The 21,392-nt window shown below is 48.0% G+C and carries 23 protein-coding genes and 1 pseudogene; 4 read left to right on the top strand and 20 right to left on the bottom strand.

Annotated features, from left to right (window positions below; translation table 11 throughout):
* Positions 1-23 precede the first annotated feature (23 nt).
* From RIG61_13250 to RIG61_13240, 3 genes are all read right to left on the bottom strand, one after another.
* Entirely contained in the window at positions 24-1,520 is a 1,497-nt protein-coding gene (locus tag RIG61_13250; GenBank protein ID MEQ9620121.1) for an efflux RND transporter periplasmic adaptor subunit, read from the bottom strand.
* Between the two features lie 2 nt (positions 1,521-1,522).
* Positions 1,523-2,794 carry a TolC family protein gene (locus RIG61_13245; GenBank protein ID MEQ9620120.1) on the bottom strand — a complete coding sequence of 424 codons (1,272 nt, stop codon included), beginning with the start codon at positions 2,792-2,794 and terminating at the stop codon, positions 1,523-1,525.
* A gap of 130 nt (positions 2,795-2,924) precedes the next feature.
* Positions 2,925-3,311, bottom strand: a complete 387-nt coding sequence (locus tag RIG61_13240; GenBank protein ID MEQ9620119.1) for a hypothetical protein — start codon at positions 3,309-3,311, stop codon at positions 2,925-2,927.
* A gap of 121 nt (positions 3,312-3,432) precedes the next feature.
* Here RIG61_13240 and RIG61_13235 point away from each other — a divergent pair, with 121 nt between their 5' ends.
* From RIG61_13235 to RIG61_13225, 3 genes are all read left to right on the top strand, one after another.
* Entirely contained in the window at positions 3,433-5,619 is a 2,187-nt protein-coding gene (locus RIG61_13235; GenBank protein ID MEQ9620118.1) for a bifunctional alpha,alpha-trehalose-phosphate synthase (UDP-forming)/trehalose-phosphatase, read from the top strand.
* A 35-nt stretch (positions 5,620-5,654) separates the two neighbouring features.
* Positions 5,655-6,650 carry an aldo/keto reductase gene (locus RIG61_13230; GenBank protein MEQ9620117.1) on the top strand — a complete coding sequence of 332 codons (996 nt, stop codon included), beginning with the start codon at positions 5,655-5,657 and terminating at the stop codon, positions 6,648-6,650.
* An 84-nt stretch (positions 6,651-6,734) separates the two neighbouring features.
* On the top strand, positions 6,735-7,061 hold the full coding sequence (locus RIG61_13225; protein ID MEQ9620116.1) for a DUF5684 domain-containing protein: 327 nt from the start codon (positions 6,735-6,737) through the stop codon (positions 7,059-7,061).
* Between the two features lie 13 nt (positions 7,062-7,074).
* On the opposite strand, the gene RIG61_13220 is transcribed toward RIG61_13225, so the two are convergent.
* The 17 genes and pseudogenes from RIG61_13220 to RIG61_13140 all read right to left on the bottom strand — a co-directional run bounded on the left by RIG61_13220 (position 7,075) and on the right by RIG61_13140 (position 20,481).
* Positions 7,075-7,725 carry an HAD family phosphatase gene (locus tag RIG61_13220; protein ID MEQ9620115.1) on the bottom strand — a complete coding sequence of 217 codons (651 nt, stop codon included), beginning with the start codon at positions 7,723-7,725 and terminating at the stop codon, positions 7,075-7,077.
* A 213-nt stretch (positions 7,726-7,938) separates the two neighbouring features.
* Positions 7,939-8,202, bottom strand: coding sequence for a hypothetical protein (locus RIG61_13215; GenBank protein MEQ9620114.1), 264 nt, complete (start codon positions 8,200-8,202; stop codon positions 7,939-7,941).
* Between the two features lie 231 nt (positions 8,203-8,433).
* A complete protein-coding gene (locus RIG61_13210) occupies positions 8,434-9,333 on the bottom strand; it encodes a cation diffusion facilitator family transporter (GenBank protein MEQ9620113.1) in 900 nt (299 codons plus the stop codon).
* Between the two features lie 121 nt (positions 9,334-9,454).
* A pseudogene (locus tag RIG61_13205) lies at positions 9,455-10,708 on the bottom strand (malic enzyme-like NAD(P)-binding protein).
* Positions 10,709-10,808: 100 nt separating this feature from the next.
* Complete coding sequence (locus RIG61_13200) at positions 10,809-11,033, bottom strand: zinc ribbon domain-containing protein (protein MEQ9620112.1); 225 nt, start codon at positions 11,031-11,033, stop codon at positions 10,809-10,811.
* A 179-nt stretch (positions 11,034-11,212) separates the two neighbouring features.
* The gene (locus RIG61_13195; GenBank protein ID MEQ9620111.1) at positions 11,213-11,962 is read right to left on the bottom strand and encodes a 4'-phosphopantetheinyl transferase superfamily protein; all 750 of its coding nucleotides are present in this window, start codon (positions 11,960-11,962) and stop codon (positions 11,213-11,215) included.
* A 138-nt stretch (positions 11,963-12,100) separates the two neighbouring features.
* Entirely contained in the window at positions 12,101-12,856 is a 756-nt protein-coding gene (locus tag RIG61_13190) for a cytochrome c biogenesis protein CcdA (GenBank protein ID MEQ9620110.1), read from the bottom strand.
* The gene (locus tag RIG61_13185; GenBank protein MEQ9620109.1) at positions 12,853-13,374 is read right to left on the bottom strand and encodes a TlpA disulfide reductase family protein; all 522 of its coding nucleotides are present in this window, start codon (positions 13,372-13,374) and stop codon (positions 12,853-12,855) included. Before RIG61_13185 ends, RIG61_13190 begins: the two co-directional genes overlap by 4 nt.
* A 170-nt stretch (positions 13,375-13,544) precedes the next feature.
* A complete protein-coding gene (locus RIG61_13180) occupies positions 13,545-14,384 on the bottom strand; it encodes a phosphate ABC transporter ATP-binding protein (protein MEQ9620108.1) in 840 nt (279 codons plus the stop codon).
* Positions 14,385-14,389: 5 nt separating this feature from the next.
* Complete coding sequence (gene pstA, locus RIG61_13175; protein MEQ9620107.1) at positions 14,390-15,277, bottom strand: phosphate ABC transporter permease PstA; 888 nt, start codon at positions 15,275-15,277, stop codon at positions 14,390-14,392.
* The gene (gene pstC / locus RIG61_13170; protein MEQ9620106.1) at positions 15,264-16,124 is read right to left on the bottom strand and encodes a phosphate ABC transporter permease subunit PstC; all 861 of its coding nucleotides are present in this window, start codon (positions 16,122-16,124) and stop codon (positions 15,264-15,266) included. The genes pstA and pstC overlap by 14 nt, the downstream gene beginning before the upstream one ends.
* The gene (locus RIG61_13165; GenBank protein MEQ9620105.1) at positions 16,105-16,881 is read right to left on the bottom strand and encodes a phosphate ABC transporter substrate-binding protein; all 777 of its coding nucleotides are present in this window, start codon (positions 16,879-16,881) and stop codon (positions 16,105-16,107) included. The genes pstC and RIG61_13165 overlap by 20 nt, the downstream gene beginning before the upstream one ends.
* 86 nt (positions 16,882-16,967) lie before the next feature.
* Positions 16,968-17,603 carry a TIGR04282 family arsenosugar biosynthesis glycosyltransferase gene (locus tag RIG61_13160; protein ID MEQ9620104.1) on the bottom strand — a complete coding sequence of 212 codons (636 nt, stop codon included), beginning with the start codon at positions 17,601-17,603 and terminating at the stop codon, positions 16,968-16,970.
* Between the two features lie 23 nt (positions 17,604-17,626).
* Positions 17,627-18,664: an arsenosugar biosynthesis radical SAM protein ArsS gene (gene arsS, locus RIG61_13155; GenBank protein MEQ9620103.1), complete on the bottom strand. Its 1,038-nt coding sequence runs from the start codon at positions 18,662-18,664 to the stop codon at positions 17,627-17,629.
* A 44-nt stretch (positions 18,665-18,708) separates the two neighbouring features.
* Complete coding sequence (locus tag RIG61_13150; protein ID MEQ9620102.1) at positions 18,709-19,044, bottom strand: arsenosugar biosynthesis-associated peroxidase-like protein; 336 nt, start codon at positions 19,042-19,044, stop codon at positions 18,709-18,711.
* A gap of 33 nt (positions 19,045-19,077) precedes the next feature.
* Positions 19,078-20,040, bottom strand: a complete 963-nt coding sequence (locus RIG61_13145; GenBank protein ID MEQ9620101.1) for a methyltransferase domain-containing protein — start codon at positions 20,038-20,040, stop codon at positions 19,078-19,080.
* 117 nt (positions 20,041-20,157) lie between these two features.
* The gene (locus tag RIG61_13140) at positions 20,158-20,481 is read right to left on the bottom strand and encodes a metalloregulator ArsR/SmtB family transcription factor (GenBank protein ID MEQ9620100.1); all 324 of its coding nucleotides are present in this window, start codon (positions 20,479-20,481) and stop codon (positions 20,158-20,160) included.
* A 221-nt stretch (positions 20,482-20,702) separates the two neighbouring features.
* Between RIG61_13140 and RIG61_13135 the strand changes: the two genes are divergently transcribed.
* Positions 20,703-21,383: an HAD family phosphatase gene (locus tag RIG61_13135; GenBank protein MEQ9620099.1), complete on the top strand. Its 681-nt coding sequence runs from the start codon at positions 20,703-20,705 to the stop codon at positions 21,381-21,383.
* The last annotated feature ends 9 nt before the right edge of the window (positions 21,384-21,392 follow it).

The raw sequence follows: 21,392 nt of genomic DNA, 5'->3' as shown, positions 1-21,392 counted from the left end.
ACGAAGCTTGACCGTTAAATTCTCTATTGTGCATCGGGGTTTTTCCCGCTTCCTTCCTGATGCTCAGAGGGGGTTGTGGAATCCGTATCATCGCCGTCATTATTCTCCCCCCAAGAGGCAACGGCAGCCTGTATCTTGCTCTCTGAATCGATAAGGAAGTTAGCCCTTGAAACCACTCTATCCCCCTCTGCGAGTCCTCTCAGTACCTCGTAATACCCCTCCGCCTTACGTCCGATCTCGACTTTCCTTATCTCTATGTCGCCGTCCCCCTTGTCCACGAACACAATGTCCTGCTTTCCCGTTCTGAGCACTGCCGAAACGGGGATAGTGAGTTTATCGCCAAGAGGAACTTCGAGAGTTACGTCGCCGTACATTTGAGGGAGAAGTATCAAATCCGGGTTCGGGAATTCGAGACGCACTTTTATCGTCCTTGTTTTCATGTCCAGGTGGGGTGTAATAAACGTGATTTTTCCTTCGAATTTTTCACCCGGATAAGAGGCCAGAGTCATTACCGCGTTATCTCCCAGTTTTACAAGGGGGATTTCATTCTCGTATATGTCCACCTCGACCCAGGCGCTCGAATGGTCGGCGATCGTATATAAGGTTGTGTTCGGTTCGACGAACATATTTTCGAAGGCGTTTTTCTCGACTATGTGACCCGTAACGGGTGAATAAATTACAAGACTGTCTTTTACCCTTCTCGTCTGCGCGATCTCTCTTATCTGGCTCTCGGAGATGTCCCACAGGCGGAGCCTTCTTCTTGTCGCGCCCAGCAGTGATTTCGCACCCCCGGATATCTCGGGAAATTCACTGTTGGACAGTATCTCGTTTGAGCGAAGGGCGAGGAGATATTCCTCCTGCGTCGATACGAGCTCAGGGCTGTAAATGGAAAAGAGCGGGTCTCCAGCCTTCACATGCTGCCATGTATAGTCAGCGAATACCCTTTCTATCCACCCGCTGAATTTTATATGGATGTGCTCTATTTTGGTCTCGTCCAGTTTAACTATTCCCACTGTCCGGATCGTTTTATCCATCTGTCGGATCTCTGCGGGTTGTGTTTTGACCCCGATTATCTGCTGTCTCTCGGAACTGACGGTGAATGTGGATTTTGACTCTCCGCCTTTATCCTTCTTTGCAGGAACACCCATTTTGCTATGGTCATGACCTTGCGTGCCGGACATGTCTTCTCCGTTTCCCGTGCTATCTTTTTCCTCCATTTTTGTCTGTGAGGCGGGTTCTGCCTGAGAATTGTCTTTTTTCAACACCGGAGTAGTATCCATTCCGCAGATAGGGCATTGCCCGGGCTCTTTTAATCTTACGGTCGGGTGCATAGCGCATGTCCAATACTCTATCTCACCCTCGTCATCGAGTACGGGCCTGTAAACGTGTTCATGTCCCCCGGAAAAAAACGGAATTTCCTTGAGTATGGGGATTTTGTATCCGTATCTATACAGGGGGAAAGCGATAACTGCTAATAGAATTAAAAGCGTAATCAGGAGTAAGCCTTTTCTTCTTTTCATTTTTAGTTCACCTCGCTTATTTTTACAAGCTCTACGCCCGAGAGTTCCTCTATTCTTGCCAGGGCCTTCTGGTATTCCGCGAGCTGTCTGTGGTACTCAAGCTCAAAATTGAAAAGGGTAACAAGGTTGTCAAGAAGCGTGAGGAAATCGACGGCGCCCACCTGATAGCCCGACAGTGCTGATTCGAGCGAAAGCCTCGACTGCGGGATTATTCCCTTCTTATACAGGCTCATGAGATTTTCAGATGTTCTGGCCGTCAGGTAATTCTCCCTCACATTGAAGAGAAGTGCCTGATTCGTACTGCTGTAATCCTGCTCGGCTCCCTTTAATTGCAAGGCGGCTTCCTCAATGCCGAACTTTTGCTTTCTCCAGAAATAGAGCGGCACCCTGAGTCCGAGAGATATCTCCCACACACCCTGGATACCGTCGCCCGGCATTCCCATGACGCCCGGGGAGGCTCCAAGGAAGAAGTCCGGATAAAGCTCCTTTCTCGCCAGTTCCAGGGCATTTTCCTCCCTCTGCACCAGACTCTCTCTCATCGAAAGAAGCGGAGCATTTTCCTCCGTGAGCCTGTTAATTTCCTCGGATGTAAGAGTTAAAGGGGTCCTCTCTACGTCTTCCGGGTCGCCGAGCCAGGAGTCAGGCGCGCGGTTCAATATGCTTTTTATCTTGGCCTCGATAATCCCCTTTCTCTGTTCCAGAATCTCGAGCTGCTCTATGAACTTCGAGTTTTCCACCTGGGCCTTTAGTACGTCCTGCTGAATGCCATTTCCGACTTCATATTTGACCTCTGCGATCTCGATGAATTTCCCGAGTAGGTCCTTATTCCTTTCTGTGATCTCGATAGCTTTTTTAACGAAATACCAGTCGTAATATGCGGCTTTAAGACCTGCAATAACCCCTCTCTCCGTTGCCTGATAAGATTCCCCTTCGGCTTCCGAGAATTTAGTTGCTATTTTTTCTTTCAGTGAGAGCTTTCCGGGGAACGGGATTTCCTGGGAGAATGAAAACCTGACCATGCTGTCGGGGTCTTCGTCAAGCGTAATCCTGTCGAAACTGACATTCTGCCAGCTGAGCCCTATCAAGGGGTCAGGCAGTGTCCCTTCCTGAGAAGGACGCTTGGTAGAGGCTTCCCATTTCCACTTTGCGGCTTTTATCTCCGGGTTGTTTAGGCGCGCTTCCCGGACGAGGGAATCCAGGGTTTCTATATCTTCCGCCGATGAGCGGGCTCCGAATAATACTATCAATAACAAAGCGCCCATTAATATTTTCATGCTTACCTCCTCTTGAGGGGGTTAAAAACTAAAATTGATTCTGCAATAATTGTGTTTCGGGGACAAATTTTCCCCGCTGCGCCGGACTTTTTACGGTCGGCGTGCAAGATAAATAAACGGGTGGATATATCTATAGAAGAAAGGTGGAGTTTGAAATCTGTAAGTCGGGAGGATCGTGTTCTCTCTGGGAGAGGTCCTTTGACTTTTTCAGGTAACTAATGCTTGTGTTAAGATTCGCTACACGTATTTTGTGGACAAGAATTCGGTCAACCTTCGCGGACTGGCCACTCTCCGCGTTCAAGAGACTGTCAAAACAGCAGGATGAAGCGATAATGACCGGATTGTTTATTGTGGAATCATGTGCTTGTGTCGGGGTTTGCTCGCTGTCCTGATTCATATTATGGCATCCCTCACTCGACTTGGCTTCGGAAGGCGTAAATAAAGCGAGTCCGTCACGGCACAGGCCGCCGTAGCAGATTAACAAACTAAATATCAGGAAGAGACTCAAAGCTCTCATAATATTCCTTGCTTCATATTTTATAGCTTAAAATGTTGAAGTCAAATAACTTGTCTGGTTGATATGATAATTAAAAACAGTCATTTCATTAAGAACGTGAGATGGTATAGTTTTTAACTCAATGAGTAAATTAATAATAGTCTCTAACAGGCTTCCGGTCACCGTCAAGAAATCAAGAGGCAAATTCAAATTTCAGCCGAGTGTGGGCGGACTTGTAACCGGCATCGGGTCCCTCGATATGGGCAAAGAGCAGATTTGGGCGGGTTGGCCGGGCATCACTTTTTCGGGATATAAGTCGAAGGTCGATACAAAGAAATTAAGGGAAATGCTCGTAGCCGAAAGCTATTACCCTGTACTGTTGAGTAAAAACGACATTGAGAATTATTATCACGGGTTCTGTAATGAAATAATATGGCCTCTCTTCCATTATTTTGTTCAGTACGCGATATATGAGAAGAAGTTCTGGGAAAGCTACAGAAAAGTGAACGAAACTTTTAGCAACGCCGTTCTCGAAGTTGCCGGGAACGACGATGTAATCTGGATTCACGACTACCATCTGATGATGCTGCCTGATCTTATCAGAAAACGTCTCCCGGGGGCTAAAATTGGATTTTTTCTTCATATTCCGTTTCCGTCTTCTGAGATATTCCGTCTCATTCCCTGGTGCGGGGAGATTCTCAAGGGATTGCTCGGCGCTGATCTTATCGGATTTCATACATTCGATTACGCGCGTCACTTTCTTGAGAGCGTGAGGCGCGTGCTCGGTTACGAGCATACGCTCGGACAGCTTACCCTCGGCGATCACGCAGTCAGGGTTGATACGTTTCCCATGGGTATAGACTTTGAAAAATTCTCAAGCGCGCCCGAGGACCCGGAGGTGCAGGCCATAATCTCCAGACTCAGGGATGACATAAAAGAGGATTACAAAGTAATACTTTCTATAGACAGGCTTGATTACACCAAAGGGATACCAGAGCGTCTGCGCGCTTTCGATTTGTTTCTTAAAAAATACCCCAAGTATTCGGGGAAAGTCATTTTTATAGTTGTTGCCGTGCCTTCGCGCACTGAAGTGAAGCATTATCAGCAGCTGAAGAGCGAGGTCGATAATCTTACCGGCAAGATAAACGGGCAGCACGGAAAGATCGGCTGGGTTCCCATCTGGTATATGTACCGTTCTTTTGATTTCAACGACCTTTCCGCGCTGTACTCGATCGCCGATATTCTTTTTCTAACCCCGCTCAGAGACGGTATGAATCTTGTAGCAAAGGAATATGTCGCTGCCAGAACCAATGAAGACGGGGTGCTTATACTGGGTGAGATGGCCGGAACCGCAAAGGAGCTGGGGGAGGCGGTGATTATAAACCCGAACGACCTGGAGGGGACGGCTGATTCTCTGAATACCGCGCTCACGATGCCTGTCGGCGAGCAAAGGCGGAGAATGAAGAGCATGCGCGTAAGGCTTAAACGCTACGATGTTAAAAGATGGGCGCACGATTTCATGGAGAGAATGAAGCAGATCAAGGCGGTTCAGAGCCATCTGGTCTCAAAGGGTTTATCTTCCGGGAACAGGAAGAAGCTGATCGGGGATTTTAAGAAAAGCAAGAAATCTCTCCTGCTGATAGATTACGACGGCACATTAATGGACTTTAACGAAAGGCCCGAAAGGGTAATACCCGACAAGGAATTGAAAAAGATACTGGCGTCGTTATCCGGCAGGAAGGGGACTAATCTCGTAATAATCAGCGGTCGCGACAGGCATACTCTGGATAAATGGGTGGGCGATGTTTCCCGGAGCCTTGTGGCGGAGCACGGAGTGTGGATAAGGGAAAAAAACGGCTGGAATACTATCGATACACTATCCGATGAATGGAAAGAGGAGATAAAGCCGATACTTGAGGTATTTGTAGACAGGACTCCTGGCTCCTTTGTCGAGGAAAAGGATTACTCGCTCGTATGGCACTTCCGCCGGGTTGATCCCGCTCTGGCGATTATCAGGGTAGGGGAGCTTAAGGATGTGCTCCTTCATATTACTTCCAACCTCAATGTAGGCGTGCTCGAGGGCAACAAGGTAATAGAGGTGAAGGATACGAGTGTCAATAAAGGCAGAGCAGCCAAGCACTGGATGTCCAAAGCGAAGTGGGATTTCATATTGTCCGTAGGGGATGATATGACGGATGAGGATATATTCGAGGCTATGCCGAGCGGGGCTTATTCGATTAAAGTCGGATTCGGCCCCACGAAAGCGAGGTTTAGTCTCCCGTCCGTTTCCGAGGTAAGAAGACTGCTGAAGGATTTAGCTGAAAATTAACCTGATATGCGAATGAGATACGGAGGGTCGGCAAGATGGAATATGTGAAAATCGGAGAGACCGGGGTTGAGGTATCCAGGATAGGCCTCGGCTGCTGGGCCATCGGCGGCTGGCTCTGGGGCGGAAGCGATGAGCGCGAATCCATAGATACAGTGCATGCGGCTCTCGGTAAGGGAATAAATCTGTTAGACACCGCCGCTATTTACGGTTTCGGCAGGTCCGAAGAGATAGTGGGGAAGGCCCTTTCTGAATACGGCGGCAGGGACAAGGTAATAATAGCCACAAAAGCCGGACTCGACTGGACAAGCGGCAAGGTTTATCGTAATTCCACAGAGTCACGGATAAAAAGGGAGATCGAGGATTCGCTAAAACGTCTTCAGACGGACTATATCGACATATATCAGATACACTGGCCCGATTACGAGACTCCCATAGAAGAAACCGCCGGAGCGATGCATGACCTCTTTAAGGACGGGAAGATCAGGGCGATCGGTGTGAGCAATTATTCCACAGAGCAGATGGATATTTTCCGGGAGTCGGCTCCGCTCCACGCATCTCAGCCCCCTTACAATTTATTCGAGCGCGGGATTGAAGATGATATTCTCCCCTATTGTGATAAACACGGCGTAACGATGCTCATGTACGGCGCTCTTTGCCGGGGTCTTCTGAGCGGAAGGATGAAGCCCGATACTAAATTCGAAGGTGATGATATACGCAAGGTCGATCCGAAGTTCAAGCAGCCGAGGTTCGGGCAGTACCTTGAGGCTGTCGCAAGGCTCGATGAATACGCAAAGAAGAAATTCGGGAAGAGAGTTATACATCTGGCTGTCCGCTGGATACTGGACAAGGCCGCCTCACATGTGGCGCTCTGGGGCGCCAGGCGTCCCGATCAGCTTGAGCCGGTTCATGAAATACCGGGCTGGTCGCTTGCTCCAGAGGATTTTGGAGCTATTGATAACATTCTTGATGAAACCGTAATGGAGCATATCGGACCCGAATTTATGGCTCCCCCTCTACAAAAATCCAAGTAATTTCTATTAATTAGTTGACAATCCTCTCTTTGTGATGAGATAATTCAATCTATATAGGAGGTTATACAAAGGAGGAAGATTCATATGGACAATTTATTCGGTATTATCGTCTTCTTGGTCATATATGCATATCTGGCATATAGCCTTCAAGTAATAGCCGATAAAACCAACACTGAAAATTCATGGCTTGCCTGGATACCGATAGCCAATATCTACCTTATGTGTAAAATAGCGGGTAAGCCGGGTTGGTGGCTTATATTATTCTTAATTCCTATTGTAAATATAGTTATTGGCATAATAGTGTTAATGAAAATAGCCGAGCTTAGAGGCAAGCCGGGCTGGGTGGGAATACTCTGGATATTACCGGTTGTCGGATTAATAATACCGGGATACCTGGCTTTTTCAGACTGAGCAGCCCACGGATTTAATTAAAATCCTTAATCGCACCCGGGCTGAATTTATCCAGGCTGTCAATAGTTAAGTCGGCGGTTCGGAACTGTTCCGGGCTTAGGCGTTTGTCAGGGACTGCAATACAGAACATCCCGGCAGCTTTTGCAGATTTTACACCGTTAATCGAGTCCTCGATAGCTATACACTCTGAAGGCTCCACACCAAGCCTGCCCGCGGTATGAAGATAAATGTCCGGGTGGGGCTTTCCGTTTTCCGTACACTCCCCGTACACCACTTCGGAGAAGTAGTCACGGAGGGAAAACATGTCGAGAACGAAATTAACTACGCGGAGAGGTGAGCTCGAGGCTACGGCCAGAGGGTAATTATTTGCGCGCAGCTCGTTTAGGAGCGGAATCAGGCCCGGCACAAGCTCTAACTCCTCTTCGTATATCGCCGTCAGTATTTCCACCCTTTCCGAGATTATTTCAGTGATCGACTCCTTCAGATTAAATGTTTCCACGAGCAGCTTTCCGGAGTCGTTTTGGTTCAACCCCACTATCTGGTCTCTGTATTCGGGGCTGTAATCTATATTCCTTCTTGCCAGCAGCACCCTCTCCGTCTTTTCCCAGAGTGGCTCGCTGTCGATCATGACACCGTCCATATCGAATATGACCGCTTTTATCATTGAGTATTAAGGCATTTCCTTATTATTGCGACGCCGGAATCGCTTCCGGATGAGGTACTAAAGTTACCCGACAAATTGAGATAGTCACAAAATGCCGAATATCGGGCGGATATCCCGATTTCTCAGGATCAATCCGCGGCGCCGCGTTTATATGCCTCAATTTATTATACGGTCATATTTCCCTGTGTTTTCATAATTCTAATTAATATATGTTTATTCCGAAGGACAGGTGCCCCGATGGCCCGTAATACGCAGGCGGTCCGTAGTAAACGGGAGGCGCGTAGTATACGTAGGATCTTGGATAGTACGCATAGGGTCTGTAGTAGTTGTGTCTGTAGTAATTTCCTCCGTAATGCCCTCTATAGCGATGTCCCCTGTAATGGTGACGTCCCCCGCGATAGTGATGTCCTCCGGAGTAGTGATGTCCCCCTTTGAAATGATGACCCTGTCCATGACCTCTGTTGTGCCCGTGTCCATTTCTTGCCAGGCTCGAAGCGGGGGCGGCAAAGACAAAAGCGATGATTATCAATAAAGGAATTAATATTCTTTTCATGTCCGTCTCCTTTTAATTAGGCCTTTTGTAGATATAAACCCGGATTCCCCGATAAAGGTTTCAGAATATTGCTCCCGGGTCTTTAATTAAAAACTATCTCCGGCGGGCGGAACCAAAGCAACAAATATTTTTACACAGGGAGTTCTTTAAGGATTTTATGAATAATCCGGATGTTTATCGGGGTCAACGTGTACCGTAACTTCGGAGCCGGGAATATCATTCTCTATTTCTTTAATTATTTCTTCTGCTATTTCATGCGACCTAACGAAACTGAGGGTATGATCCATCACTACATGGAACTCGATGAATTTTACTGATCCCGCGTTCCTTGTACGCATCTTGTGGTAGCTCTTTACGCTGGGTCTGTATTTCATTATTACCTTTTCGACCTCCGAGACCGTTTCCTCCGGAAGCTCCTTGTCCATCAGTATGTCAACAGATTCTATTACTATATCCTTTGAGGACCAGAGTATAAGCGCCGCCACTATTATCGAAATAACCGGGTCAATGATGTTTAACCCCGTATATTTTATTATTATCAGCCCCGCGATTATTCCCGCGTTTGTATAGACGTCGAAGCTGTAGTGAAGACTGTCCGCGTTTAGAACAACGCTGTCGGTTTCACGCGCCACATTTTTTATATGCCTCGCGAGTAGCAGGCTTACAATTATTGATACCGCTATCACGGCTATTCCCGAATCTATAGACACCAGGTCCTCGCTTTCATAGAGCCTGACAATAGAGAGGTATATCAGGTAAAGAGAAGAAGCCCCTATTATAAAAGTCTGAAACAGTCCGGCCAGTCCTTCCGCCTTTCCGTGTCCGAATTTATGATCGCTGTCGGCAGGCTTTTCCGATTTATGGATGGAGAAGTAATTTGCGGAGGAGGAGGCAACATCGAGAAATGAATCCACTGCCGAAGCCAGTATGCTGATAGAGTTGGTGAGGAACCCGAATATGAGCTTAAAAACAATGAGTATCAGAGATACGCTTATTGACAGGATAGCCGTCTTTAGTTTTTTCTTCTTATTTTGATCTCGGCTGTTTAACGACAAGGGACTGAGTCTAATGAAGAATTGATTTTACTTACCCCGTATATTCTCAAATAAAAAGATTAATTTTCGAGGGCAAACCGGATGGAAATTATTACACACTCCATCTCTTTAATTTTTCCTCGACTTTTCTCTCAAGACTTTCTCTGTATTCATCGATGTCTATCTTTATCCTTGACGCGCCCGTTTTCATGGCGGCTTCCGCGACGGCAACCGATTCCCAAATAAGAACCCTCGGGTCAAAGGGCTTGGGAACTATGTATTCCGGTCCGAACTTGAAATGTTTCTCCCCGTAGGCCTTTGCCACGTTCTCGTCCGCTCCCTTTTTCGCGAGACCCGCCAGTGAGTATGCGGCGGCTACTTTCATCTGTTCATTGATCGCCATTGCCCGAACGTCGAGCGCGCCTCTGAAAATGAAGGGGAATCCGAGCACATTGTTTACCTGGTTCGGATAGTCGGACCTTCCGGTTGCCATTATTACGTCTTTTCTTGCGGCCTTGGCCTCGGGATATGAAATCTCCGGGTCGGGATTGGCCATCGCGAAGATTATCGGCTTGTCCGCCATGCTCTTCACCATTTTCTGAGTGACGGCGCCGCCCGAAGATAAACCGACGAAAACGTCAGCCCCTTTTATAGCTTTTTCAAGTGTTCTTGATTTTGTATCCGCGGCGAACATTTCCTTCTGGGGATTCATATTCTCCTCTCTTCCCTTGTATATAACTCCCCTGCTGTCGCACATTATGATATTTTCTTTCTTTGCTCCGAGCTGGATAAAAAACCTGGCGCACGCGATCGCTGACGCCCCGGCGCCGTTAAAAGTCATTTTAAGTCCGCCGATGTCCTTGTTCACCAGCTCGCAGGCGTTTAATAAACCGGCGCCTGATATTATCGCGGTTCCGTGCTGATCGTCGTGAAATACAGGGATATCCGTCTGCCTTCTGAGCTCATCCTCTATGTAGAAGCACTCGGGCGCCTTGATATCCTCAAGATTAATCCCCCCGAAAGTGGGTTCAAGATACTTTACGGTCTTTATTATTTCCTCAGGGTCCTCGCTGTTAATCTCGATGTCAAATGCGTCTATTCCGGCAAATCTCTTAAACAGTACGCTTTTCCCCTCCATTACCGGCTTTCCGGCCAGGGCGCCGATTTTTCCCAGTCCCAGGACGGCGGTTCCGTTTGAAATGACCCCGACCAGGTTTCCCTTATTAGTGTATTCATAGGCCAGATCGGGATCCCTGTGTATCTCCATGCACGGTTCCGCCACACCGGGTGAGTAAGCGAGAGAAAGGTCCCATTGGGTCAGGCAAGGCTTTGTAGGAACGACTTCTATTTTCCCTTTTCGGCCAATACTGTGGTATTCAAGAGCGGCTTTCTTCATATCCTTCTCTTTTTCAGCCGAATTCGACATGTGGTTATAATCCTCCGTTTATTGATCCAGTGCAAAAATATTTCAGGATGTGCATGTTGAATCTGTATCTTTAGTTTCTCACCCCGCATCCGCAGGTTGCCGGAGTACATCCGCAACCTGCACCGGCAGAGCCGGACGGGAGGAATTCGCTCTCAGATTTTATTCCGAAAGGGGAGAATTGCTTCTCTATATTCTTGCTTTTACATGAAAAGCATGAAATATCGTCTTTTGGGTTCAGAACCAGGGTCTCGAATTTTTCATCGCAATCGAGACACGTGTATTCGAATATCGGCAACCTTGTCAGCCCTCCGATTCATAAATGAATGGCAACTATTATAAATTTATATAAAAAGTAGTCAATGCGGTATTATCCATGAAATCAAGGAAAGACCTCTATTCTAATCTGGAAATTTACTATTATAACCGGAAGATTTAGCTGTGTTAAGCAGGCTGTTTGCGCGTCAACAGCTTAGTCTAGATTAAACTGAAATATCTTATGTCGTGTCCCTCGCCCTCAACCGCTAAAGCGGCTTTATAGTTCTCATCTATCTCTATATCATATAACGACCATTTTCGGTTATTACCGGTCACGGGGCTTCTGTTATTCCGGTATGAGGAGTCCCCGGGAATGAGGGAAAGGGTATAATCATCCCGCGGAAGGGATATACCCGCGCCCATAGCTTTCGTATACGCCTCTTTGCGCGTCCAGAGTTGAAAAAAGGCGAGCTTTTTAATGGCGGAAGGGCGGGATCCGTAAAATTCCCTTTCGTGCTGAGAAAAAAATCGTTCTATTATTTTATCGGCCCTTTTAACGTCCCTTAGGTATTCGACGTCCACTCCTACTTCTCTGTCTTTCGTCACTGCGTAAATGGCCAGACTGCGGGAATGGGAGAGGTTAAATTTCACATTTCGGGGGTTGATTCGGGCCTGTAATCCGGGTTTTCCGTATTTGTTGTAATCAAAAACCAGCTCGTTCGGACGAAGGTTTAAATATTTGCCCAATACGGTTCTCAGAACCCCGCGCGCCTGAATGAATTTGCTCCTTTCTTCGTTAAACCTGAAACGGTCGGCCCTCTTTCTCTCATCTGCCGATATTATCTCTTCATAACACTCTTCTGTTGCATTGGCCTCACTCTGGAAGCGGCATATCCATAAATGAACCTCCGTCTCGTCCGATATGAAATGAGCCGGGTGGTTCTTCCGGGTTTCTCCTTTGAAGCTCATATGAAAATAATACTACAACAGCTGCGGGTTTCTCAATACAGAATACTGTCTTCAAGGGGTTTCTCTGCAGAAGAGGGTGGATATCTGCCGGAGCTCTTGTAGGGGGTTATACAGGCCGCGACAGCCGCGACTTAATGCCTAAAAGGTTTTCCAGAAGTCTATGCCCGCCCAGTCAAGTACTTTCTGTCCGTATATATTCAAATAGAAGAGACTGTTCGTGATCATCAATAAACCGACTATTACAAGCGTCCCTCCGACCACGATTTTATAGATTCCGTAGTGACGCTTGATCCAGCCGAAGGCTGTGAGCGCCTTTGACAGGGCGAGTCCGGTTATAATGAAGGGCAGACCGAGGCCGATCGAGTATACGAAAAGCAGGGCTGCGCCTTTCCCTGCTCCCTCGGCTGTGCTCGCGTAGAGCAGTATGGACGCCAGTATAGGCCCCACGCACGGTGTCCAGCCGAATCCGAAGGCTATGCCGAGGAGGAATATGCCGACCAATCCCAGGTTGCCTTCGCCGATATTGAGCCGCCGTTCTCTGTAGAGGTGCGGAATTTTGATTATATCCATGGAAAAAAGCCCGAACAAAATAATTATTACTCCCGAGATTCTCAGAAGGAGCACCTTGTTCTCATGTATAAAAGTTCCTAAAAACGAGGCGGATGCCCCTAATGTCACGAAAACGAACGAAAACCCCAGGACGAACAGCAGGCTCGGAACCAGAATTTTACCTGTTCTGCCCTCTGTGGTTTCTCCGGTCAGCTCTTCAAAAGACATTTTTGATACCATGGAGACGTAGCCGGGTATCAGGGGAAGGACGCACGGGGAAAGAAAAGATATTACCCCTGCCAAAAATGCGATGATCCAGCTTACCTGAATTTCAGCGGGATTCATTCGATAATCTCCTTGAGGTAGGATTTGAATTTCTTCCTGCCGTCTTCACCAATGAACGGCCCGTAGTTTTTCACGACTATATTACCTTTTTTGTCCAGGAAAAAAGTGGCCGGTAAGGCTATGACCCCGTATTTGTTTGAAACTTCTCCTGAAGAATCGTAAAGATTGGTATAAGTTATACCTTCATTTTTTAAGAATTCCTCTGCGTTATTCCTGTCGTCCATTACATCTATGCCCACGAATACAACATCCTTGTCTTTATATTTCTTCCATGTCTGTTCGAAAAGCGGCATTTCCTCTTTGCACGGTCCGCACCAGCTCGCCCAGAAATTAATTACCGCAGGTTTCCCCCTGAAATCCTCAAGACTGACTTTCTTTTCCCCGTCGACCGATTCCAGTGTGAAATCTTTAGCCGCCGGCAGCTCTGATTGGGTTCCCGATTGCGCTTTCTCCTGGTCGCACGAAATCAGAAGCAGCGTAAGCAGAAGAGGGATTGTAAATAGGTATATGTTTTTCATAGTATCTCCTTAGAGCGTATTAATATATGAACGACAGGTCTTAAATAATATACCATCCAATAAATTTATGTGAGTGAGTATTTAATATAAGATTCGGTTATCTAACTATGGTTTCATTAATTCGTAATAATTTATTTCCGGTCCGAACCGGTAACAGCCCGGCACTGAGGTCATCCCCTTATTCCTTCCAGATAGGAGGCGGTTAGCTCGTTCTTCGGAGACGTGAATAATTCTCCGGTTCCCGCGTATTCAATAAGTCTTCCCGAACCTCCTGTCAACCAGAACAGGGCGGTGAAATCCGAGATTCTCCGGGCCTGAGCTAAATTGTGAGTCACGATCAAAACGGAGTAGCGGCTGCGAAAATCTTTTATGAGGTCCTCTACCATACCTCCCGAGATCGGGTCAAGAGAGCTGCAGGGCTCGTCCAGCAGTAAAGCGTCCGGCTCGAGAGAAAGCGCCCTGGCTATACAGAGCCTCTGTTGCTGCCCTCCCGAGAGGGAAAGCGCGGGACTCTTGAGCCTGTCTTTTACCTCACCCCACAGACCCGCGTCATTCAGGACCTTTTCAATGATATGATCTACATGATATTTATCCTTTACTCCGTGCTCCTTTAAGGGAAGCGCGATATTTTCCCGGATGGACAGCGGAAAGGGATTGGGTCTTTGAAAAATAAGGCCTATTTTTTTGCGGAGCCATGTTACGTCGGTAGCGGGACTCAGTATATCCGAATCACCGAAATATATGCTTCCCGTAACACGGCACCCTTGAAAGAGGTCCGTCATGCGGTTGAGCGCGTGAAGAAAGCTCGATTTGCCGGACCCTGAAGGTCCTATCAATGCCGTGATTGAATTTGCCATAACGGGAAGCGATACGTTCTTAACCGCGCTCTTGCCATTGTAAAACACGCTCAGGTCTTCAGCTCTGATGAAAGGGTCGTTGTTGGCGATCTCGATTGGAAGTTTCGTATTGTCAACCGCCATACTCAAGTGGGAGTATTGTTTCTTTCTCATAAATTCTACGTCCTTCCTTTTATCCAGTATTTGCCGATCAGAGCCGCCGTTATGTTTATGAATAGAAATATGGTGATGAGTACCAGAGCGGATGCGTATGCGTTCTGGTTTCCACCCGGAACGTTCAAGGACAGATCGAATATATGAACGGAAAGGGCCCTCCCCGAATCGAGAAGGGACGTCGGCATTCTGTCCACATAACCGCTCGTGAATAGGAGCGCTGCGGTTTCTGCTATCGCCCTTCCGGTGCCGAGAACCACGCCTGCGATTAATCCCGGAATCGCGACGGGGAGAAGGATGCGGAAGATAGTGGTTATCCTTGAAAGGCCGAGCGCCGCTGCGCCGAGTCTGTATTCCGCGGGTACCGATCTGAATCCTTCCTCGGTCGACCTGATCAACATCGGAAGAACCATGCAAGCGAGCGTAAGCCCGCCCGATAAAATAGAGAAGCCCAGACCCAGAATTTTTGTGAAAAGGGCGAACCCGAACAAACCGAATACGATTGAGGGTATCCCCGCAAGGATATCAAGGCTTCTTCTCACAAATCTCCCCGATTTACTCTCCGCCGAAGTGAATTCCGACAGATATATGGATGTTCCGAGTCCTATGGGAAGTGAGACAGAAATGGATACCCCGAGTATGAGGGCGGTTGAAACAAGTATTGAGCTTATACCTCCATCGCGCCCCGCGTTAAGCGGAGGCTGGGTTAGAAATTCCCATGAGATTTTTCCAGCTCCGTTCCATATTAAATTTCCGATTATGATGAGAAAGACGGCGCTTATGAGAAGAGCGGCTCCCCAGATGATAACAGTGTAGATCGAGTCGCGGTCCGCCCGGGTGTTCCGGTGCGTTCTGCCCGCGGCGGGGCCGGGCAAATCTCTATGATTCTCCATAGATCCTCCCTCTGCTCACCTTCTCCGCAAGAGCGATCAGGGTTATTATCAATGCCGCCAGTATTAGTCCGCTTACGAATAGCGCGGAGCTGTGCAGGCCTGTGGCGTAGGACATCTCAAGCGCGATATTGGCCGTCAGTGTCCTCACCGGCTCGAATAAGCTGTCGGGCACCTGCACTATATTCCCGCAGACCATAAGGACAGCCATTGTCTCTCCTGCAGCGCGGCCTATTGAAAGAATCACTCCGGTGAATACACCGGATTTGGAGGCCGGAAGAACTACATTTGTTACTGTTGTGATGCGCGAGAGTCCGAGCGCCGCCGCGCCCCGGATATACTCGTCGGGCACGTTCCTGAAGCTTGCGTCCGTAATGAGCGCAACTGTGGGCAGAATCATCAGAGTCAGGATCAGAATGCCGGCCAAGAGGCTTTGTCCCGGAGGCTCAATCATCCCTATCAGAGGGGCAAGCACAACCAGTCCCCAGAAGCCGTAAACAACCGACGGTATTCCCGCCAGGAGCTCGATAAGCCGGCGGTATATTCCGGAAATGCCGGGAGGGGCGTAATAGTTGGAGAAGACCGCTGAAATGATGCCGAGCGGCGTTGCGAGTATTACAGAGCCTGCCGTAACAAGTATTGTCCCCCAGAGCATCGGCGCCATGCCGAATTTGTCCTCCCCCGGGTTCCATGACAGGTCGGTAAAGAATCGGCTCAAGCCGATTTCTCTCAGGGCCGGTACGGACTCCGCTACAAGAAACGCGGCAATCAGAAGAACTATCATTCCGGAAAGAAGTGCTGACAGCCGAAATATTAAAAGTGCGGGTAAATCAGTTCTGTAACGGGACAAAGTACTGCTCCTTTATAATATCGTGTACCGCTTCCGACCGGGCGAATTCGATGAACTGTCCGGACAGGCCCCGGGGTTTTGATTTCGTAATGAAATTTAAAGGACGGGAAAGAGGGAAGCTCCCGTTTTGTACGTTTTCAAGGGTTGCCTCGGTTCCTCCGACCGGCAGGAGCTTGATCGGTACACCTATGCTTTCGTCATACTCGGCGGTGCCGATCGACACATATCCGATAGATGAGGGGTTTCCGGCTACCGTTTTTATTCCCTGTTCGTTATCGCCGATTATTACCCGGGCTTTAATATCGGAATTTTTAAGACCGAAGTATTTTAGAAAAAGCTCGAGTGTCGCGCGGCCCTCCGCTTTGTTGACCACGGTGATCGGTGCTTTTTCCCCTCCTATCTCGCTCCAGTCGGTAATTTCCCCGGTGTAAATTCCCTTTATTTGCAGGTCGCTTAATTGGGTAACGGGGTTGTCTTTGTGCACTATTACGGATATCCCGTCCCTCGCCACGGGAAACGCAAGAAGATCGCTCTCTTCGCTATGCAGGGCGCGGGATATCATTCCAATATCCGCGATTCCCTGACGAGTGTCCGAGATGCCTCTCGATGTTCCCCCTGTTTGCACGTCCACGCGGACCCGGGGATGTGAGGACTCGAACCTTTTTCCGATCTCGGACGCAAGCGGAGCAACCGTGCTGGAGCCTGTTAAAACAAGCCTGCCGCTTAGACCCCCGGGATTTGTTTTATAATCGTCGATATCGTCTGAGCAGGAATTAAGACAGACCAGAGTGAATATAAACACTATCGAGGCAAGGATTATATTGAAATTCGTGTTCACGGAGATTAAATACCTCCCTGAGCCTTTGTTGAGAATTCGGGACCGAGATCGAAAACCGTATCGATATCCATCAGAGTCTCAAGCATGAAAAAACTCAATCCTCTTTCTTTTATTCGCTCTATTGTTTGTTTGAGCACCTGATCGGTACTCCAGTCGATGTTCCGGAAGATTTCCGGTTCATAGCTCTTTAACCCCAAGAGATAATAACCTCCGTCGTCCGCGGGCCCGACGACTAAGTCGTGATGTCGAAGGCACTCAAACGCGTATGCAACCGTATCCGCCGAGACATCGACGCAGTCTGTCCCTATAATTACAGCCCTGTCGCTCACGCCTGAAAAAACCGTCCGGAAGGCGTTTGAAATCTTCTCTCCCAGTGTATGTCCCTGCTGTGGAAGGTATGAATCGGGAGTGTTTCCGAGCCAGCTTCTGATCTCCTTATCTTTTTCAGGCGGGTCGAAGAAAATCTCGGTCCAGTAATTGGCGGTATTGCAAACGTTATTTATTACAGTCTCGGCCATGTAAGAGTATATTGCTGCCGCTCTTTCGGCTCCTAAATCCTCTGCGAGGCGTGTCTTCACCTTTCCGGGCTCGGGATATTTTGCGAAAACTATTAATGTATTCCTGGAACTTACGTCGTGCATCTATCTATTCTCTTTTGTCTCGACTACGCGGTGGCTCCTCCACAACCGCTCCCCGAGCCTGCTGTGCATCCGTAACAGTGGGAGGCGAACATTATCTTGCGGTTTATCATTGCATCGTAATCAAAATCGAAGATAGTCATCGGTCCTCTCTCGTTGCTTATCTCCATATTAAGCATCTGGTTGAAGTCGCAGTCATAGATTCGACCGTCATGGCTCACACTTAAAAGCGACCGGCACATAACTCCCTCGGCCGCCGCGGGGTTGAATGCGTTTACGAGCTTGTTCATGTAATCGTCGTAAGCGCCCAGGCGCTTGAGCTGCTGTTTGAACCGGTTGATGGGCATGTTTGTAATGGCGTATAGGCGGTTGAACATAATGCCGTATTTCTTGTATAACTCACGCTTGAAATCCGATTCGAGGCTCTTCTGTGAACCGGGGAGAAAGGCCCCTGCCGGATTATATACGAAATTAAGTATTAGACCTGTGTCGTCCTTGCCGTACCCCTCTTTATTGAGAAGCAGTATTGACTCAATGCTTTTCTCGAAAACCCCCTTTCCCCTCTGCCTGTCGGTGAAATATTCCTGATAGTAGGGCAGGGACGATATAACTTCTACTCCGTGGTAGGCATAAAAACCGGGGAGGTAGCTCTTACTCTCGCCTGTGACCGGATTTCCGTCAAGAGTTACGGTGAGGTTGTGTCTTACCATTACATGTTTCCCCAGGTTTGTGGCTTGAGACACAAAGTAATCGAAATGCGGGTTTAATTCGGGTGCGCCCCCTGTAATGTCGAGATTCTTTATAGCACGATGTTCGGAGAGTATTTCTAGACAGCGGTCAACCGACCTCAGGTCCATCTGCTCGGTTCGTTTCGGAGAGGCATCGACGTGGCAGTGAACACAGGCCTGATTACACAGCTTGGTGACGTTTACCTGAAGGGTGTCGATAGCAAGAGGCCGCAACGCAAGTTTGTTTTCTTCGAGGGTTTTGTAAAAGTTGTATTTTTCGTCGTACTCCGAAGAGTCCATATTTTCCTTCCGTTTGAGCACGGTGACAAAAGACATCTGAAACTCCTTACCGGATCTATGATATATCTATATACGTATAATTACAGCGCACCGTTTCTTTCAAGCACGTTATGCATCTGGATTCCGTGAATGAGCGTAATCCCCGCTTCCAATGAGGCCGCTACATGTATCGCCTCTGTCATCTGCTCGGGGTCTGCGCCGCTCTCAAGGCACTGCGTGGTATAGGCATCGATGCAGTAGGGGCATTTTTTTACGTGGGACACGGCCAGCGCTATCAGGGCTTTTTCTCTTTTTGTCAGAGCCCCGTCCTCACCTGTGGCCGCGTTGTAATAATCGAAGAACTTCTTCATAAGCTCTTCGCTGAATTTCCCGACTTCGGAAAAGCGCTTTAAATCCTTGGGATCGTAATAATCCATTTTATTCCTCCGTTAATGTTGATAGCCGGTTGCTCAGCAGCAGGCGCCGCCGCCGTTGGGTGAACAGCCGGGGCTTTCCTGCGCGCTGCCGTCAGGCTCCGTTATCGTAAACATACCGGAATACGGAGGCCGGGAAAGTTTTTGAGCAGTATCGGTGCATACCTCGACCGGCTGATTTCGTGGAAAGACGTGGCCTTCTTCGTCTATTATCACTTTGAAGGGTCCCCTGTAAGCCGCATACTGACCTTTGTAGACGCAGCCGGAAGTCTTCTCATATTTGTATCCCCGTATCGTGACCGAATAGAAATCAATATTCTCGATTGTTTTCCAATAGGTCTTGTTAAGCACCTCGAGCCCGTAGAAACCCGCCTGCTCGATTTGTGAAAGGAGCCGGTTCTCGGTCAGCGACCCTGCTATACATTCCCCAAGCAGCTGTTTATCGTTTTTAATGTGATCGGGCATATCGCTCCCTGATACTATGTCCGAGATAACTAATCTTCCGTGATCCCTGAGGACTCTCCGGATTTCCGAGAATACCTTCCTCTTGTCGGGAGACAGGTTAATGACGCAATTCGAGGTAACCAGGTCGGCAGATCCGTTCTCTACCGGGATTTCCTCAAGAAACCCTTTCCTGAATTCCACATTTTCATATCCGAGATTCTCGGAAACGGTGATTTTGCTTTCTCCGGCCACTTTTAGCATATCATCCGTCATGTCCACGCCGATGACCCTTCCGCCGGGACCCGTTTTTCTTGCCGCGATGAAACAATCAATGCCGGCGCCCGAGCCCAGATCGAGAACGGTCTCCCCTGGGACTATTCCCGCTATGCTGACAGGGCTTCCGCACCCGTAAAACCTGTCGATAACATCTTTGGGTATATGATCTGTGTCTTCAGACGGGTAGGTGGTGGGGCAGCAAAGACTTTCCTCGGGGTCTCGCGCAGCGCTGCCGTAAAAATCCTTTACAAAATCCCTGGTATCGTTGTCATTTCGCATTTTAAAAAGAGCCTCCTGAGCGATTATATTATGCTTAATAAGAAATGTCCGTCTTTTTGTATTTAAAACTTTTTAATCGCTCCGACGTTAGTAAGATTGTCGGAATATAATTTAAAACTAAGTATTTTTATTTTGAATAAAATTAGTCTTGCCGAATTCTATGCTGCAGCAGTGAAAGTCAAGTATGTTCTTTTTCTCGCGACCGTTTTGGTAACAAACCGGGTGTAATTTATACATTACGAACTTTCCCTCCTTATTGTCTAGGACGAGACCTGCGTTCCTCAGCACCCCCAGATGGTGGGAAGCCTGAGAGTACTCAACCCCGGTGTGTTCGGCTATTTCCGATACGGAAAATTCTCCCGTGAAGAGCAATTCCAGTATCTTAAGCCTCGTGTCGTCGGCAAGCGCCTTCAGAACCCTGGCGCAATTTATTGAATCCATACCTACTCCTAAAGAATATTAGATGGTCCTTTTCGGTAAAAGATTCATAGAGTTTTGCCGGCCCGCCAATACAGCCGGATATTATTCCTTATTTATAGTAGATATATATAATGTGTTTATATCGAGAGCGAATCGGGTATTTTTTTCATGCCGGTTTATATTATTATATTAAAGGATGTCGGCTGGATGCAGGTACCACACAATCATAGGTTAAAGAGACCATGTTAAAAGCAGTGATTTTTGATTTTGACGGCATAATTGCCGATACAGAGCCCGTACACATGCGAGCCTTTCAGCTCGCCCTTGACGAAAAGGGGATCTCGCTCACGCGTAAGGATTATTACGAAAAATACCTGGCCTATGACGACAAAACCTTATTCAGGACAGTGCTTGAGGAAGGGGAGCATACCCACGATGAAATTCTCATAAGTGATTTGATGGATAGGAAATCGGACCATTATGAGGCTTTAATAAAGGGTAATATCAAAATATTGCCGGGCGCCGGGGACTTTATAAGAAATGTCGCAGCTAAATACAGCCTTGCTATAGGGTCGGGGGCGCTCAGGGGTGAGATATTGCATATTCTGCAGTTCGCCGGAATCGATGACTATTTTGATGTGATTGTAAGCGCCGAGGACGTTCAACAATGCAAACCCGCGCCGGATGTCTTTCTAGAGGCATTGAGGAGGCTTAACACTAAGAGGTCTCATTCTGAGACTATTACATCCTCCGAGTGTTTAGTGGTGGAGGATTCCGTCTCCGGCGTGAGGGCCGCAATCTCAGCCGGGATGAAATGCCTTGCCGTCACTAATTCATGTTCGGCTCAAGAGTTATCCGGGGCTCATCTGGTTAGAGATAGCTTGAACGAATTAAAGTTAAAGGAAATAGAGGATTTGTTTTAATATAAAGCT

This window comes from Deltaproteobacteria bacterium (assembly GCA_040223695.1).
Lineage (GTDB): Bacteria > Desulfobacterota_D > UBA1144 > Nemesobacterales > UBA2774 > JAVKFU01.
The sequence above is the reverse complement of the archived record's forward strand: the minus strand, read 5'-3'. Positions and strand labels throughout refer to the sequence as shown.